Genomic DNA, 15,579 nt, shown 5'->3' on the forward strand with positions numbered 1-15,579 from the left:
ACGCCCGGTTACATTCCGAACCCGGAAGCTAAGCCTTACAGCGCCGATGGTACTGCAGGGGGGACCCTGTGGGAGAGTAGGACGCCGCCGAACAAATTTTGAGAAAACCCCCGTACCGGTTAATCGGTACGGGGGTTTTCTGCGTTTCGGCTACGGTGATCAGCATGAGCAGCATGAACTTCGAGATCCGTTCCATACGCGCCGACGAGTGGCCCGCCGTGAGGGAGTTGCGGCTGGTCTCGTTGCAGGACCCCGCCGCGCCCGTCGCCTTTCTGGAGACCTACGAGGACGCCGTCGCCCGGCCGGACTCCTTCTGGCAGGAGCGGGCCGCCGGGGGATCTGATCCGGCCGGTGGGGTTCTGCAGTTCGTTGCCGAGGCCGCTGACGGCACATGGGTCGGGTCCGTCGTCGTACTCATCGAGGAGGCCGGCTCCACCGACTGGGCCGGGTTCCCCGTGGAGCGGCAGCAAGGGCATGTCGTCGGGGTGTTCGTGCGGCCCGAGTGGCGTGGGGGCGGGGTGACCAAGGCGCTCTTCGACGCGGCCCTCGCATGGGCCTGGGGGCGTGGGGTCGAGGCTGTGCGGCTCATCGTGCACGAGGACAACCCGCGGGCACAGGGGTTCTACCGCAAGGCCGGGTTCGTGCCGAGCGGGAAGGTCGTGCCCTTGGAGGGGCATGAGGGGGAGAACGAGTTGGAGTTCGTCATGGAGGCGAGTTCAGACCGGTAGTTCGTCGTGCGGCCAGCGGGACCTTGCCTGTTCCCTGGAGCGGAGCAGGGCCAGGGTAGGCAGACCCCGGTCCGCTCCGGTGGTCAGGAGCTCCGGGAGCTGGGGAAGTGGGGCCACGGCGGCGACGTCGTCCAGGACGAGGGCCAGTGGTGGGTCGAGGCGACCGGATGATGACCGTTCGGCCATGCGCCGGCCACGCTCGACCACGCTGGAGACGAGGGCCGTCAGGAGTGGCATCGCGCCTGGGTTGGTCCTTGGGTCCTCGATGGACTCCCCCACTACGTAAAGCGTGCCCCCTTCATCGACGAAGGAATCCAAGGCGAGGCCATCAGTTCGGTTTGGAGTGCAGGCCTCGCGGATGTTGACCGTGAAGAGCGCGGAGAGAGCTCGGCCGGTCAACTCCTGGGCGATGTCCCGGCGTTCCGGGTGGGCCGTGAGGGTGGCCTCCAGTTCGCCCGCCGCGCCGGGGGCCGCCTTCGGGTTCGTACGGAGGATGCGGACCGCGTCCTGGATCTGGGTGCCCTGGGACCAGCGGTGGACGTGGCGGATGGTGCGGCCGTCTATGGCGGCGGCGTGCAGATAGCTTCGCAGGAGCGTTTCCGCGGTGTCGCTGACCGCTTGGTCGAGGCGGGCGGTCGGGCGGACCGGGGTGAGGAGCGCCGCGGCTCTCGCCTTCGCCGTCTCTCTGTCCTCGCAGCCTGCGGTGGGGGACCAGTGGAGGCGGGCCGGGGTGTCGCAGAGGTGGGTGGGGTCGTAGAGGTGGACGGGGCCCAGTTTGGCGCGGGCGTCCTTGGTGTCCGACCAGACCGCGGGGTTCGAGGTGACGACGAGGGTGGGGCCCTCCGCGTCGCGTACCGCCTGGATCGCCGTGAGATGGCGGGTCTCCCTGGGGGCGACCAGTACCTTCTCCACGCGCGCGGGTACCGCCACCGGCGTGGGCTCGGGTACCGGTTCCGTCCTCGGTGTCGGCACCTCGTGGTGGGTGACTCTCTCGACGGCGGGCTCGGGAGGCGTGCGTGGCTGCTCCACGGCATCGGTTCGCGGCGCCGGCTGAGGCGCTTCCCTTCGCGCCCGTCGTACCGCCTTCCAACGGGCGACCGTCCCCAGTACGAACACGGTGAGGACGACCAGCACCATCAACTGCCCGATGAGCAGGCCCCAGAACAGCCCGTACCCGGAGAGCTGGGCCGCCGGGGTCTCGGGCCACGCGCCCGGAATGTCGTGGGGGCGGCCGATCAACTGGCGCATGGCCAGGGGCGTACGGGTGAACGTGACGCCGTCGGGCCAGCCGCCGTGGGCGAACAGGCCGGCGAGACCGGTGGCCGACCAGACCAGCAGGGTCATGCCGATGAGGAAGGCGAGTATGCCGACCAACAGCCCGTCAGGGACGCCCCCTTGGCCTCCCTGACTCCCTTGGCCCTCCTGCCGACGGCGGTTGTCCGGTCTCACCACTGCCCGCCTCCCTGCCTACGCCACCGTCGACTCGGAGTCGCCCATGTGCTGCTCCATGTGCTGTTCCATGAAGGCCGCCGCCCGTTCCTCCGCCTCCAACTCGGCCGCGCGCAGGGCGTCGTCCGTGAGCGCGCGGTCGGCGGAGGACTCGGTCATCGCGCGGTCGGTGAAGACGAGCGGGCGTTCCGTCTCGGTGATCAGGTGTTTGACCACCTGGACGTTGCCGTTGACGTCCCACACGGCGATGCCCGGTGTCAGGGACGGGATGATCTCCACCGCCCAGCGGGGGAGGCCCAGCACCCGGCCGGTGGACCTGGCCTCGTCCGCCTTCTGGGCGTAGATCGTCCTCGTCGACGCCATCTTCAGGATCGCCGCGGCCTCCTTGGCCGCCGCTCCGTCCACGACGTCGGACAGATGGTGGACCACCGCCACGAACGACAGGCCCAGCCGTCGGCCGAACTTCAGCAGCCGTTGGAAGAGCTGGGCCACGAAGGGGCTGTTGATGATGTGCCAGGCCTCCTCGACCAGGAAGATGCGCTTCTTCCGGTCGGGGCGGATCCAGGTGTGCTCCAGCCATACGCCGACGATCGCCATGAGGATGGGCATGGCGATGGAGTTGCGGTCGATGTGGGACAGGTCGAAGACGATGAGCGGGGCGTCCAGGTCGATGCCGACCGTCGTCGGGCCGTCGAACATGCCGCGCAGGTCACCGTCGACCAGACGGTCCAGGACCAGGGCGACGTCGAGGCCCCACGCGCGTACGTCGTCTATGTCGACGTTCATCGCCTCGGCGGACTCCGGCTCGGGATGCCGTAGCTGCTCGACGATGTCGGTGAGGACCGGCTGGCGTTCGACGATGGTCTCGTTGACGTAGGCGTGCGCGACCTTCAGGGCGAAGCCGGAGCGCTCGTCCAGGCCGTGGCCCAGTGCGACCTCGATGATGGTGCGCAGCAGCGCGAGCTGGCCCGTCGTCGTGATCGCGGGGTCGAGGGGGTTGAGGCGGATCCCCATGTCCAGGGCGGCCATCGGGTCCAGGCGGATGGGGGTTATCCCCAACTCCTGGGCGATGAGGTTCCATTCACCGACGCCGTCCTCGCCCTGGGCGTCGAGGACGACGACCTGGCGGTCGCGGAAGCGCAACTGCCGTAGGACGTACGTCTTCTCCAGCGCCGACTTGCCGTTACCGGACTCGCCGAGCACCAGCCAGTGGGGTGCCGGGAGCTGTTGGCCGTAGAGCTGGAAGGGGTCGTAGATGTAGCCCTTGCCGGAGTAGACCTCGCGGCCGATGATCACGCCCGAGTCGCCCAACCCGGGTGCCGCCGTGGGCAGGTAGACCGCCTGGGCCTGGCCGGTGGAGGTGCGGACGGGCAGACGGGTGGTCTCGACCTTGCCGAAGAGGAAGGACGTGAAGGCGTCGGTCAGGACGGACAGCGGATCCCGCATCGGCGACTCAGCCCCTACCTTCGGATTCCGGTGGCGAACGGGAGTGTGTTCACGAAGGCGCGGTGGTGCTCGCGGTCGCACCACTCCAGCTTCAGATACGACTTTCCGGCAGAGGCCCGGATGGTCCGCTTGTCGCGCGCCAGCGCCTCGGGGTTGCGGGAGGAGACGGTGATGTAACCGACCAGGTTGACGCCGGCCGCGCCGCTCGCGAGGTCCTCGCCGCGCTGGTCGAGACGGTTGTGGGAGGCGACGTCACGGGGGTCGACGGTCCGGTTCATCTTGGCGGCGCGGGACGCCTCCGCCTCGTCGTTCGTCTTCTCCGTCAGCATGCGCTCGATGGCGACCTCGGTGGGTTCGAGGTCCATCGTCACGGCGACCGTGCGGATGACGTCCGGGGTGTGGACCAGGAGGGGCGCCAGGAAGTTCACGCCCACCGGGGTCATCGGCCACTCCTTCACCCAGGCCGTGGCATGGCACCAGGGTGCGCGGGTGGAGGACTCGCGTGTCTTCGCCTGAAGGAACGTCGGCTCCATGGCGTCGAGTTCGGCCGGCCAGGCGTTGCGCCTGGTCATCGCCTGGATGTGGTCGATGGGGTGGTCCGGGTCGTACATGGAGTGGATGAGCGAGGCGAGGCGGCCCTGGCCCAGTGGCTGTCGTACGCGGATGTCCGCCTCCTGGAGGCGGGAGCAGATGTCCGTCAGCTCGCGCGCCATGACCACCGCCAGGCCCGCGTCGCGGTCCAGCTTGCGGCCCGACTGGGGGCGCGCCGCGCGGGCCATCGCGTGGGCCTCGGCGGAGAGTTCGCGGGTGTAGTGCATACAGGCGACCAGGTACGCGCGGTGCTGCTCGCTGCTGGTGGAGACCATGGACTGCAACTGGTCGTACGACTGCATGAGCCAGCCCGGTGCCTTCTCGTCGCCGCGGACGGCCACGTCCTTGGCGTGGGCGTCGGGGTCGGCGGGGAGGGTGCGGGCGAGCATCTGGAGGCGGGTGACGAAGCCGTCGCCGTTGGCCACGTGCTTGAGGAGGGTGCCGAACCGGTCGACCAGCGCCTCCTGGTCCTCGGAGTCGCGCAGACCGACGCCGGGCCCCTCGATCTCGATCGCGGCCGTCACGGTCCTGCGGTCGGCGTGGAGCAGTACGGCGATCTCGTCGGGGCCGAAGGGGGCGGCCAGCCAGCTGATGCGGCCGATGCCGGGGGGCGGGCCGATCTCGACCTCACGGCCGTCGGTGCGGGTGCCGGCCTCCATGACGCCCGAGCGGTACACGGTCCCCTGCTTGAGGGTCCGCTTGTAGCTGCGGTTGATCTCGAACCACTTGTAGAACGTGCGGTGCTTGTACGGCACGTAGACCGCCGCGAGCGCGAGCAGTGGGAAGCCCATCAGCAGCACGATGCGCAGGGACAGTACCGGGACGATGAGCCCGCACATCATGCCGAGGAACGCGCCGCCGATGATGAGCGCGATCTCGCCGGTCTCACGATTTCTGCCGACGATCGCGTTCGGCCGGGCGCGGCCGATCAGATATGTACGGCGGGGCGTGACCGGATGGGACACGTGGGACTCGGTCGTCAACGCCCTTCACCTCCCGTGCGGTTGTTACTGCTGTTGCGGGTGTTGCTGGCATGGGGTGTGTTCACCGGGCTGCTCGACCGGGGCGAGGGGGCGGCGGAGGGGACAGATCCGCCGCCACCGCCGCCACCGTTCGAGCCGCGCGTGCTGTGGGCGGCGACGCCGCCGGAGGCCGGGTTGGAGGGGCGGGCACCGCCGCCGGAGGCTTGTCCGCCGCCGTTGTTGTCGGCGCGGGTGCTGTGGGTCTTGATGCCCTGGGCGACGAGGGTGGCCGGGGAGCTGATGACGGCCGCGGCCTTGCCTTCCGCGCCCTGCATGATGCGGTTGTTGCGGGAGCCGGCGATCTCGTCGCCGAAGCCGGGGACGAAGCGGTAGATCATCGCCGAGGCGAAGATGGCGAGCAGGATGATGGCGAGGCCGGAGACGACGGCGGAGAACGCGTCGGGGCCGTCGTCGGTGGAGAGCGCGCCGGCGAGGCCGAGGACGATGACGATCACCGGTTTGACGAGGATGACGGCGATCATGATGCCGGCCCAGCGGCGGACGTGGCCCCAGAGGTTCTTGTCGACGAGGCCGGCGTAGACGACGGTGCCGAGCAGTGCGCCGACGTAGAGCAGGGCGGCCCTGATGACGAGCTCCAGCCACAGGACGCCCGCGGCGAGGATGCTGACGAGGGAGACGACGATCAGCATGATCGGGCCGCCGCCGATGTCCTCGCCCTTGTTGAGGGCGCCGGAGAAGGTGCCGAAGAACGTGTCCGTCTGGTCGCCGGTCGACTTCGCGAGGACCTCGGTGATGCCGTCGGTGGCCGATACGACGGTGTAGAGGATCAGCGGGGTGAAGGCCGAGGCCAGGACGGTGAGCCAGAGGAACCCGATCGCTTCGCTGATGGCGGTGGTGAGGGGGACGCCTCGCACCGCGCGCTTGGCGACGGCGAGCAGCCACAGCAGCAGGGTCAGGACGGTGGACGCCGCGAAGACGACCGCGTACTGCTGGAGGAACTTGGGGTTCGTGAAGTCGACGTTCGCGGTGTCCTTCACGGCGTCACTGAGCTTGTCGACGGTCCAGGAGGCGGCGTCGGCACAGCCCTTGGCGAGGGAGGAGAGGGGGTCGAGGGAGGAGGTGGGGTCGAGGGTGGTGGATCCGCCGGAGCCGGTGCCCTGGCCTTTTTCGCAGTAGTCCTTGGCGGGGCCGTGGATCAGGTCGCAGGGGTCGTTGCTGCCTGAGGGCGACGGCGTGGGCGAAGGCGTGGGTGCGGCGAATGCGCGCGTGGCCATGAGAACGGCTGTGGTCTGCGCGGCCGTGATGACAGCAGAGAGCCTGAGTACGCGTCGGCTACCGGGCATAGGTGAACCCTCCGTACTCTTCGACGGCCTTAGCCATCTCGTCGGCGCTGGAGGCCCTGTCATCGCCGGGTACCGGCGAGGGGCCGTCCTTCTGGGAGTGCGTCACGATCTTCCAGTCACCACCGGTCCACTGGAGCTGCATGGTGATGGTGAACCAGGTGCTGGTGACCGGGTTGGTGGAGTTCTCGCCTGCCAGGCCGAGGAGGCCGCTGCACCAGACCTCGACGGTCGCGGCGTCGGCGGATGCCTGCGTGGCCTTGGTGCCGATCGGACTCGTACGGGATACGAAGGTGTAGCCCTGGGGTGTGGAGCCGTCCTCGTTGAGTCCGACGTTCTTGTTGAACTGGGGTGTGTATGCCTTGTCCAGGGTCGCTTCGAACTGCGAGACCCGGGAGGGCGTGATGATGGCGTTCAGGATGGCGTCACGCCGGGTCTTGTTGAACATTTCGGCCGAGCCCAGAGAAACCGCATAATTCGCCGCCGCACTCTGCGCCCCCTGCTCATCCCGCGCGAACCCCGACTTCACCGGTGTCTCCCCGGTCGCCGCCGTAGGTGAGGTCGCCGGTTTGTCGGTGCCGCCGGTTTTTGTGGCGGAGTCGTCTCCCCCGCGGTTCGCGAAGGCGATCGCGGCGATGAGGACCACCACCACGCCGACGACCGTGACGAGGCTTCGGGACGACGAGCGGCCGGCTCTGCGTGTCCCGCCGTACCCGTCGCCGCCACCGCTGTCCGGCAGGCGCGTGCGGGTCTGGCCCGTGCCCCCGTAACCGCCGGAGGTCTCGCGTTCGTCCCCGAGACTCATGCCGCGTACGCCCCCTCGACGTCGTGCGGAAACTCGTAGGCATACGACGGTAGCCGTGCTGGTTCCCGCGCGGGCGCGGTGTGGTGACTGGACATCAGGGAAACGCAACCTCAGCCGGTGGGCACGACGGGCGGGTGGGTGTTGGGGACGAGGTGAAGGGCCGGGCGTGCCCGGAGTGGCTAGACCGCCATGCCGTACACGATGGTGAACAGCGTGCCGAGTGAGCCGATGATGAAGACTCCGGTGAGGCCGGCGATGATGAGGCCCTTGCCCTGCTCGGCGCTGAAGGTGTCGCGGAGCGCGGTCGCACCGATGCGCTGCTTCGCGGCGCCCCAGATGGCGATGCCGAGGCAGAGCAGGATGGCCACCGCCATCACGACCTCGATCATCACCTTCGCCTCGTTGCCCAGGCTGCCGAAGGGGCCCCAGTCCGGAGCGATCCCGCCGATGATGGTGTTGATGTCTCCCTTGTCGGCCGCAAAGAGCATGTAAGTCACCGCCCCTGGTGGGTAGTTCCGCTTCCCCTGCGGGTGCGCAGAGGTCAGGCCTCATTGTCGCCGACAAATCCGCCGTCGTATGTCGACTTGGCGTCATTGATTGGCGGGTTTCGTACGAATGCTTGTCTGGTACTCGTCCGGTTACTCTGTGTATCACGGCAGGTCACGCCGGGCAATGAGGCCTGAGCGGAACCTGTCGTGTGGTTCCGTCGTTAGCCCCTCTTACGAGCTGGTGCGCTTGTGGCACCCATGTTCTGCGGGTGAAGGCTATCTCCCCCTACTGTTGCGGGCAGGGCGCTGAGTGACATAACCCGCTCCGAGGTGGAGAGGGCGACGCGGCTCGCGGTCGCTAGCGCGTCGTGCACTTGGGGTAGGCCGCTCCCTCGGCGCAGGAGTCGTATGCGCTGCTGCTGACGTCCACCTCCTCCTCGTCCCCGCTCTTCGTACGGACCGTCAGTTCGTACTCGGTGTGGCAGCTGCGGGTCTTCTTGCCGTTCTTCCGCTTCGTCTTGCACTCGTTGTCCGTGTCCTTGCCGACGACGGTGCCGGTGACGGGCTTCGAGTCGCTGCCGCAGGCTGTCAGCAGCGGTGCGGCGAGTACGGCGACGGTGGCAAGGGCTGCGAGTGTGCGCTTCATGTGAGCTCCCCCGTGGGTATCGGCCATGACGGACGAACGGGCCGCGGCTCGTCGCCACAGCCCGTTCCTCAGTATCAGTACCGGTGTCGGTACGGCGATACCGGTACCGCTCAGCCGGTGAAGGCCGTCACGCCTTCCGGGGTGCCCCAGCCGGTCGGGCCGTCGTAGCCCGACCTGGCGGTGCAGTAGTAGCTCGTGGTGCAGGTGCCGTTGTTGCCGGACGTGACGTCGTTGAGGGCTGAGGTGCCTGCCGCCGCGTAGGGGTAGGAAGCGGGGTAGTCGCTGCTGCCGGGCGTGCCCGCGAGGGCGTACACCGACGCGATGATGGGGGCCGAGGCGCTGGTGCCGCCGTAGGTGTTCCAACCGGTGCCGTCGGAGCCGTAGGAGTCGTAGACGGAGACGCCCGTGGCGGGGTCGGCGACGGCCGAGACGTCGGCGATCATGCGCTTGGTGCAGGTCGTGTCGGTCTGCCAGGTCGGCTTCGTGTCGTACGAGGAGCAGCCGGAGCCGGTGCCCTCGGTGCTGCTGGTGTTCCAGACGGACTCCGTCCAGCCGCGGCTGGCGGAGGAGGTGGAGAGCTTGGTGCCGCCGACCGCCGTCACGTACTTGGACGCGGCCGGGTACTCGGCGCCGTAGCCCTCATCGCCTGCACTGACCGTGATGGCTACGCCGGGGTGGTTGAAGTAGGAGGTGTCGTACGAGGTGTCGGAGGAGGACTCCGAGCCGCCGTAGGAGTTGGAGACGAACTTCGCGCCGAGCTTGACCGCCTCGTTCACGGCCGTGCCCAGGTTGGCCATGCTCGACGACTTCGCCTCCACGAGGAGGATGTTGGCGTTGGGGGCGATCGCCGAGACCATGTCGAGGTCGAGGGAGATCTCGCCGGCCCAGCCGCTGTCGGCGGTGGGCAGGGAGGTCGTGGAGCCGGTCTGGCTGACCTTCTTGAAGCAGCCGTTGGCCGTCGTGCAGGCCGGGAGGCCGTAGTACGAGCGGTAAGTGGCCAGGTCGGCAGCGGCGTTGGGGTCGTCGTACGCGTCGACGATCGCGATGGTCTCGCCGGAGCCGTTCGAGGCGGACGCGGACGTCAGGCCGTAGGCGGACTGGAGGTCGCTCGGGCCGTAGCCGGTGGGAGTGGCGGAAGTGGCGTTCGGCTTGAGGGACTTGGGGGTCGCGCCCTTCAGCGCGGCCTGCTTCTCCATGTACGCCGTGGTGCCCGCGGTGACGCGGAGCGCGTTGCAGGCCGCGTAGCCCTTCTTGGGGGTCGTGGCGCACGAACTCTCGTACCGAACATGCGCCTTGGCGACCTGGGCGGCGATGGCCGAGGGGCTCGCCCTGTGGGGGGTGGTGTCCGCGTGGGCCTGGGCGGCGGTGCCGAGGCCGGCGAGGAGGAGGGCGGTGGTGGCCGCGGCGGCGGAGCCCGCCTTGCGCCATCTGCCGGACATGTGGGGGTTGTTGGGCGTACGCAACGTACAGCCTCCTGTAAGTGGGGTTGCAGAGGCCTGCGGTGGGGGACCACCGGTGAGGTTCCCGGTGGGGGCGGCGACCCGCGAAGACCATCCCCTTGTTGAGTACGTGACAACAAGGCGCGTTGCGGAACTCTGACTTCCGCATGACTCAGGGGCGTGGGGGCTTACTGATCAATGGCGGCCCGATGGCCGTGTGTTGGCTGTGCCTTGACTGTGTGCACAGCGCACGCACAACAAGTGGCTATCGAGGCAACAGGCCGTGCAGCAGCAGGTGTACGAGGGTGTCGACCGCGTCGACGGCCGCCTGGGCGTCGGTGTGGCCGTTGGCCGCGAAGGTGGCGATGCCGTGCAGCGCGGCGCCCACGGTGAGGGTGAGCATGGCCGGGTCGCCCTCGATGATCTCGCCGCGCTCCTGGGCCGCGGCGACGATCGCCGCCAGGGATCCCACCGTGCGCTCGGCCGCCGCGGCCATCTGCTCGGAGGCGTCCGGGTCGTGCTTGAGGGAGTACATGAGCTCGATCAGCGCGGCGTTGTCGGTGGCGAACCGCAGATAGGCCCGGGTGAGCACGGTGAGGCGGGGCTGCAACGGGAGCGTGGCGTCGTCGGCGGTGGTGAGGGCCTGGAGGAGCCGGTCGTAGCCGTCGAGCGCCAGGGCGTCGAGCAGGGCCTGCTTGTCCTTGAAGTGCCGGCCGGGGGCGGCGTGGCTGACCCCGATGTCCCGGGCCAGCTCGCGCAGTGACAGCGCGACGGCGCCCTTGTCGCGCAGGGTGCGCTCGGCGGCGGTGAGCAGCGCTGAGCGCAGGTCTCCGTGGTGGTAGGGGCGGCTCATGGACATGGGCATCATCGTATCCGCATGTTGGCGCCGTCATCATTGTTGTCATTGACAGCATTGTTGGCAACGCCTACATTGAGGTCATGGCTGAGAAGCAGAACGCATGGAACCTGACCCACCTCCCTGACCTCGCGGGCCGTACGGCCGTCGTCACGGGAGCCAACAGCGGCCTCGGGCTCCGCACCGCGGAAGGGCTGGCCCGGGCGGGCGCGCACGTCGTGTTCGCCGTACGGGACGTGGAGCGGGGGCAGGCCGCGGCGGCGGGGGTGAACGGCAGCACCGAGGTGCGGCGGCTCGACCTCGCGGACCTCTCCTCCGTGCGGGAGTTCGCCGAGGGTTGGGAAGGCCGACCGCTGAGTCTGCTGATCAACAACGCCGGCGTGATGATGCTGCCCGAGCAGCGGACGCGGGACGGCTTCGAGATGCAGTTCGGCACCAACCACCTGGGGCACTTCGCGCTGACGAACCTTCTCCTGCCGTATGTCACGGACCGGGTGGTCACGGTGGCGTCGAGCGCGCATCGGCTCGGCGACCAGAAGATCCACTTCGATGATGTGAACCTGACCTCGCACTACAGCCCCACCCGCGCCTACGCCCAGTCCAAGCTGGCGAACCTGTTGTTCCTGCTGGAGCTCCAGCGGCGCCTGACGGAAGCGGGTTCCTCCGTGCGCGCCACCGCCGCCCACCCCGGCTGGGCCGCCACCAACCTCCAGAGCCACCACGCCAGTGCGCTGATGCGGCTGGGGATGGCGATCGGCAACAGGCTGATGGCCCAGGACGACCGAGCGGGTGCCCTGCCCACGCTGTTCGCGGCGACCGAGGACATCCCCGGCGCGAGCTATGTCGGCCCGGACCGGATGGGCGAGTGGCGGGGCGCCCCGACCCTGGTCAGCCGCTCCCGCGCGGCGAGCGACACGGTGGCCGCGCGGCGGCTGTGGGCGGTGTCGGAGGAGATGACGGGGGTGCGGTTCCCGCTGGAGGCGGCCGTACGGGGCTAGGGCCTTCCGCGGCAGGGGCCCCGGGGCGGCGACCGGGCCAGGGCCCTCCCGAGGCGCGGGCCCCTGCGGCCGGAGCGGTCCTGATGCTGCTCTCACCTTTGTCGGTCACAGTGGTTCTGATGAAGCACATGCCCCTCTGTGTCGCCCTTGTGCTGCTCGCCGTCACCTCCGCCTCCGAGGCGGCCGCCGACGACGGGCCGGGGCCCTTTGGTGTCACCGTCGTCGCGGCAGCGGGTGTGGAGACGGTGAGAGTCGGGGCGTTGTTCACGGGCGGTGAGCATTTCTGCACGGCGTCCGTGGTGCACAGCGCGCGCCGGGATCTCCTGGTGACCGCCGCCCACTGTCTCGACGGCGACGAGGACGACCTCGTGTTCGTGCCGGGTTACCGGAACGGCGAGGCTCCGTACGGGAGATGGCGGGTCACCGGGCGCGTTCTGCCCGACGGGTGGGACGAGGACAGTGACGTGGCCTTCGCGACGGTCGCCGAGCGGCAGGGCCGCGACATCGAGGACGTCGTCGGCGCGAACCGCTTCACCCCGGGCACCGCCACCGGCGCCACCGCCGTGACCGTCACCGGTTACCCCAACTCCCGTGAGGTGCCCGTCCGCTGCACCGACAAGCCGATCGCGCACAGCCGTACGCAACAGCGCATCGACTGCCCCGACTTCAGCGGCGGGACGAGCGGCAGCCCGTGGGTGAACGGGGACGGGCAGGTCGTCGGGGTGCTGGGTGGGCACGAGGGGGGCGGGGTCACGGACGACATCTCGTACAGCGTCGTTCTGGGGCGGCAGGCCGCGGAGTTGTACCGCCGGGCGGCCAACTGATCCATGTGGCAAGGTCACTTCGGTGGACGCACTGAGGGAACGGGACCCGGCGCACATAGGCGCGTACACCCTGCTCGCGCGGCTCGGGGCCGGTGGCATGGGGCAGGTGTATCTCGCGCGGTCGCCCGGCGGACGGCACGTCGCCGTCAAGGTCATCCGGGACGAGATCACCGACCATCCGGAGACGCTGGCGCGGTTCCGGCGGGAGGTGGAGACCGTGCGGGCGGTGCGCAGTGCCTACACCGCGCACCTCATCGACGCCTCGCTGGACACCGCGCCGTACTGGCTGGCCACCGAGTACGTCGCCGGACCCACGCTGAGCGCGGCCGTGGCCGCGCACGGGCCGCTGCCCGCCGACAGCGCACGGCGGCTCTTCGCCGCACTCGCCGAGGCGCTGGCCGCCGTCCACGCGTACGGCGTCACCCACCGGGACCTCAAGCCGCAGAACGTGCTCCTCTCCCCGCAGGGCCCGCAGCTCATCGACTTCGGTATCGCCCGGGGCGCCGCCGACACCGCCCTGACGCGGACCGGGCTCACGCCGGGGACGCCCGGATACACCGCCCCCGAGGTGCTGATCAGCGACCAGGTCGGCCCGGCGGCGGACGTGTTCGCGCTGGGCGCGACCCTCGCGTACGCCGTCAGCGGGCGGCCGCCCTTCGGGAGCGGGCCCGCGCACGCGGTGTCGTACCGCGTGGTGCACGAGAACATCGACGTGGCGGGGGTCGAGCCGGGGCTCGCCGCGCTGATCCAGGAATGCGTGGCCAAGGAGCCGGGGGCGCGGCCGGGGCCGGACGCCGTCATCGCGCGCTGTGCGGTGTCCTCCGCGCTCGCCGAGGATCCGTTCTACGGCCGTCTGGCCGCCGACTCCGTGGCCGCACCGTCCGACCTCCGGGCGGCGCGGGCGGCGGGCCTGGTGCCCCCGGGGCACGGCGTCCCGGCCGCCCCCGCGCACCGGCCGACCGTCGGCCCGGGCTACGTCCCGACCTACGTCCCGGCCCACGTCCCGACCTACGTCCCGACCCATGTGCCGACGACCGCGCCCGAGCCGCCGCGCCGCTCCCTTCGTAGACCCTGGCTGGTGGCCGTCTCCGTCGCGGCCGTGCTCGTCGCCGGGTCCGTGGTGGCGTGGCGGATGCAGGACGGGCGGGGCGACGGTGGGGCTCGGGCACAGGGCGGGGGTACGGCGTCGGCGTCCGCGAGCGGCTCGGCCACGGGGTTCGAGCCACCCGCCTACCTCGTGGACAACAAGGTCTCCAAGGACTTCTGGACGCTCTCGACCGACCCCGCCGAGGCCGCGGAGGGCAGGGGCGACTGCACGCCGGTCGCAGCGGCGAGCGCGCCGATGGAACTTCAGTTCAGCGCCACCGACGCGGACAGCCCCGACGGCGGGAACGTCCGGCAGCGGGCGAGGATCACCTTCCGGTTCAAGTACGCGGAGACGCTGAAGAAGAAGCCGGCGCCGTACTACGTCTCGGTCGGCGTGAAGTCGCCGCGCGACTTCGATCCGGAGACCGGCCTGCCGTACGAGGCGGGCGAGAACAAGACCATCGGCGCCACCAGCAGGCCGGCGGACATCTTCACCCACTGGAAGGAAGGCGGGGACGTCGAACTGGTCTACCCCGACGACTTCCAGGAGCACACGCCGGCCGGCAAGGCCTATGACGCCGTCCCCGTCGCCGACGACCCCGGCGACTGGACCGTCGTCTTCTACCACCTCACCGGCGGCGCCCCGACGGATTACGAGACGATCGGTTGCCACGGATTCCATGGGGGAAGCTCCTAAACTGACCCGGGCGGACTCCCGGCGGACTCCCGGGCGGCGAGGGGCGGTTGACGGTGCGTAAGGCGTGGCTCGTGGCGGGTGCCGCTCTCGGGGCGGGGCTGAGCTTCGTGATGCTGCTCGTGGTGGGGGTCTACGTCGCCGCGGGGAACCTGGCCAACGGGGTCGGGGGCGCGACGAAGGCGCTGGCCAAGGGGGCTGTGCCGGCCGCCTATTCGGGGCTGGTCCAGAAGTGGGGCAACCTGTGCACCGCCATCAACCCGGCCCTGCTCGCCGCCCAGCTGTACCAGGAGAGCGGGTTCAACCCGAAGGCGCAGAGCCCCGCGGCCGCGCAGGGGATAGCGCAATTCATCCCGGGCACCTGGGCCACGCACGGCATCGACGGTGACGGGGACGGGGACCGTGACGTATGGGATCCGAATGACGCGATTCCATCGGCCGCCTCCTACGACTGCAAGCTCGCCTCGTACGTGAAGGACGTCCCCGGGGACGCCACGAGGAACATGCTCGCGTCCTACAACGCGGGCGCCTACGCGGTCATCAAGTACGGGGGCGTACCGCCGTACAAGGAGACCCAGAACTACGTGAAGACGATCACGACGCTGGAGGAGAGCTTCGCCGCTCCCGTCACCCGCGTCGACCCGTCCAAGCAGGCCGCCGCCGCGATCACCTACGCGCAGAACAAACTCGGCACGCCCTACCTGTGGGGCGGTGACGGTACTGCTCAGGACGGGGGGCGGTTCGACTGCTCGGGGCTGACGAAGGCCGCCTACGAGAGTGTCGGAATCACGCTGCCGCGGGTCGCCAACGACCAGTGGAACGCGGGTCCGCATCCGGCCAGGGACGAGCTGCTGCCGGGCGATCTGGTCTTCTTCTCGGACGACCTCACCAACTCCCGCACCATCCGGCATGTGGGGATTTATGTCGGCGGCGGATACATGATCGACGCCCCGAGAACGGGTGCTGTGATCCGGTTCGACCCGATCGACACCCCTGACTACTTCGGTGCCACCCGGGTCACCGAAGATGGCGCGAAAGCGCTCCCGACGACGGTCTGAACGGGCTGTGAACCTACCCCCTGAGCTGCGGCGATGTGTCTCTCTTCGATAACGTCTGCGTGATCATTCAGTGGAGTGTGGAACGTATTAACGGGGACCGTGCGTTCCTGTTGTCGTAGCCGAACGCACATCGGATCTACATCCACGG

General features: G+C 69.6%; 14 protein-coding genes and 1 rRNA gene. 6 read left to right on the top strand and 9 right to left on the bottom strand.

Annotated features, from left to right (window positions below; translation table 11 throughout):
• Together rrf and ACIHIX_RS32685 are read left to right on the top strand one after the other, a co-directional pair.
• Nucleotides 1-93 (top strand): 5S ribosomal RNA (gene rrf, locus ACIHIX_RS32680); the annotation flags it as partial.
• An 80-nt stretch (nt 94-173) separates the two neighbouring features.
• Nucleotides 174-728 carry a GNAT family N-acetyltransferase gene (locus ACIHIX_RS32685; protein WP_399962994.1) on the top strand — a complete coding sequence of 185 codons (555 nt, stop codon included), beginning with the start codon at nt 174-176 and terminating at the stop codon, nt 726-728.
• Here the strand turns inward: ACIHIX_RS32685 and ACIHIX_RS32690 are convergent.
• The 9 genes from ACIHIX_RS32690 to ACIHIX_RS32730 all read right to left on the bottom strand — a co-directional run bounded on the left by ACIHIX_RS32690 (nt 717) and on the right by ACIHIX_RS32730 (nt 10,783).
• The gene (locus tag ACIHIX_RS32690; protein WP_399962548.1) at nt 717-2,177 is read right to left on the bottom strand and encodes a TraM recognition domain-containing protein; all 1,461 of its coding nucleotides are present in this window, start codon (nt 2,175-2,177) and stop codon (nt 717-719) included. The two genes, ACIHIX_RS32685 and ACIHIX_RS32690, sit on opposite strands and share 12 nt — an antisense overlap.
• Before the next feature lie 18 nt (nt 2,178-2,195).
• Nucleotides 2,196-3,623, bottom strand: a complete 1,428-nt coding sequence (locus ACIHIX_RS32695) for an ATP-binding protein (RefSeq protein ID WP_399962550.1) — start codon at nt 3,621-3,623, stop codon at nt 2,196-2,198.
• A gap of 14 nt (nt 3,624-3,637) precedes the next feature.
• Nucleotides 3,638-5,197 (bottom strand): SCO6880 family protein, encoded by a 1,560-nt coding sequence (locus tag ACIHIX_RS32700; protein ID WP_399962551.1) that lies wholly within the window; start codon nt 5,195-5,197, stop codon nt 3,638-3,640.
• Nucleotides 5,194-6,540, bottom strand: a complete 1,347-nt coding sequence (locus ACIHIX_RS32705) for a hypothetical protein (protein ID WP_399962553.1) — start codon at nt 6,538-6,540, stop codon at nt 5,194-5,196. The genes ACIHIX_RS32700 and ACIHIX_RS32705 overlap by 4 nt, the downstream gene beginning before the upstream one ends.
• The gene (locus ACIHIX_RS32710) at nt 6,530-7,342 is read right to left on the bottom strand and encodes a hypothetical protein (protein WP_399962555.1); all 813 of its coding nucleotides are present in this window, start codon (nt 7,340-7,342) and stop codon (nt 6,530-6,532) included. Before ACIHIX_RS32710 ends, ACIHIX_RS32705 begins: the two co-directional genes overlap by 11 nt.
• 179 nt (nt 7,343-7,521) lie before the next feature.
• Nucleotides 7,522-7,830, bottom strand: coding sequence for a hypothetical protein (locus tag ACIHIX_RS32715; RefSeq protein WP_003991275.1), 309 nt, complete (start codon nt 7,828-7,830; stop codon nt 7,522-7,524).
• A gap of 358 nt (nt 7,831-8,188) precedes the next feature.
• Nucleotides 8,189-8,476 (bottom strand): hypothetical protein, encoded by a 288-nt coding sequence (locus tag ACIHIX_RS32720; protein WP_399962557.1) that lies wholly within the window; start codon nt 8,474-8,476, stop codon nt 8,189-8,191.
• Between the two features lie 110 nt (nt 8,477-8,586).
• On the bottom strand, nt 8,587-9,915 hold the full coding sequence (locus tag ACIHIX_RS32725; RefSeq protein ID WP_399962559.1) for a peptidase S8: 1,329 nt from the start codon (nt 9,913-9,915) through the stop codon (nt 8,587-8,589).
• 265 nt (nt 9,916-10,180) lie between these two features.
• A complete protein-coding gene (locus tag ACIHIX_RS32730) occupies nt 10,181-10,783 on the bottom strand; it encodes a TetR/AcrR family transcriptional regulator (RefSeq protein WP_399962561.1) in 603 nt (200 codons plus the stop codon).
• 71 nt (nt 10,784-10,854) lie between these two features.
• On the opposite strand from ACIHIX_RS32730, the gene ACIHIX_RS32735 reads away from it, so the two are divergent.
• From ACIHIX_RS32735 to ACIHIX_RS32750, 4 genes are all read left to right on the top strand, one after another.
• A complete protein-coding gene (locus ACIHIX_RS32735) occupies nt 10,855-11,769 on the top strand; it encodes an oxidoreductase (protein WP_399962563.1) in 915 nt (304 codons plus the stop codon).
• Between the two features lie 119 nt (nt 11,770-11,888).
• On the top strand, nt 11,889-12,593 hold the full coding sequence (locus ACIHIX_RS32740; protein ID WP_399962565.1) for a trypsin-like peptidase domain-containing protein: 705 nt from the start codon (nt 11,889-11,891) through the stop codon (nt 12,591-12,593).
• 22 nt (nt 12,594-12,615) lie between these two features.
• Nucleotides 12,616-14,376 carry a serine/threonine-protein kinase gene (locus tag ACIHIX_RS32745; protein ID WP_399962567.1) on the top strand — a complete coding sequence of 587 codons (1,761 nt, stop codon included), beginning with the start codon at nt 12,616-12,618 and terminating at the stop codon, nt 14,374-14,376.
• 47 nt (nt 14,377-14,423) lie between these two features.
• Nucleotides 14,424-15,431, top strand: coding sequence for an NlpC/P60 family protein (locus tag ACIHIX_RS32750; RefSeq protein WP_399962568.1), 1,008 nt, complete (start codon nt 14,424-14,426; stop codon nt 15,429-15,431).
• The last annotated feature ends 148 nt before the right edge of the window (nt 15,432-15,579 follow it).

The organism is Streptomyces sp. NPDC051913 (assembly GCF_044593635.1).
Taxonomy (GTDB): domain Bacteria; phylum Actinomycetota; class Actinomycetes; order Streptomycetales; family Streptomycetaceae; genus Streptomyces.

Coding starts and splice junctions, on each gene's coding strand:
- ACIHIX_RS32685 (WP_399962994.1), top strand. CDS start 174: ATGAACTTCGAGATCCGTTCCATACGCGCCGACGAGTGGCCCGCCGTG.
- ACIHIX_RS32695 (WP_399962550.1), bottom strand. CDS start 3,623: ATGCGGGATCCGCTGTCCGTCCTGACCGACGCCTTCACGTCCTTCCTC.
- ACIHIX_RS32705 (WP_399962553.1), bottom strand. CDS start 6,540: ATGCCCGGTAGCCGACGCGTACTCAGGCTCTCTGCTGTCATCACGGCC.
- ACIHIX_RS32710 (WP_399962555.1), bottom strand. CDS start 7,342: ATGAGTCTCGGGGACGAACGCGAGACCTCCGGCGGTTACGGGGGCACG.
- ACIHIX_RS32715 (WP_003991275.1), bottom strand. CDS start 7,830: ATGCTCTTTGCGGCCGACAAGGGAGACATCAACACCATCATCGGCGGG.
- ACIHIX_RS32720 (WP_399962557.1), bottom strand. CDS start 8,476: ATGAAGCGCACACTCGCAGCCCTTGCCACCGTCGCCGTACTCGCCGCA.
- ACIHIX_RS32725 (WP_399962559.1), bottom strand. CDS start 9,915: ATGTCCGGCAGATGGCGCAAGGCGGGCTCCGCCGCCGCGGCCACCACC.
- ACIHIX_RS32730 (WP_399962561.1), bottom strand. CDS start 10,783: ATGATGCCCATGTCCATGAGCCGCCCCTACCACCACGGAGACCTGCGC.
- ACIHIX_RS32735 (WP_399962563.1), top strand. CDS start 10,855: ATGGCTGAGAAGCAGAACGCATGGAACCTGACCCACCTCCCTGACCTC.
- ACIHIX_RS32740 (WP_399962565.1), top strand. CDS start 11,889: ATGAAGCACATGCCCCTCTGTGTCGCCCTTGTGCTGCTCGCCGTCACC.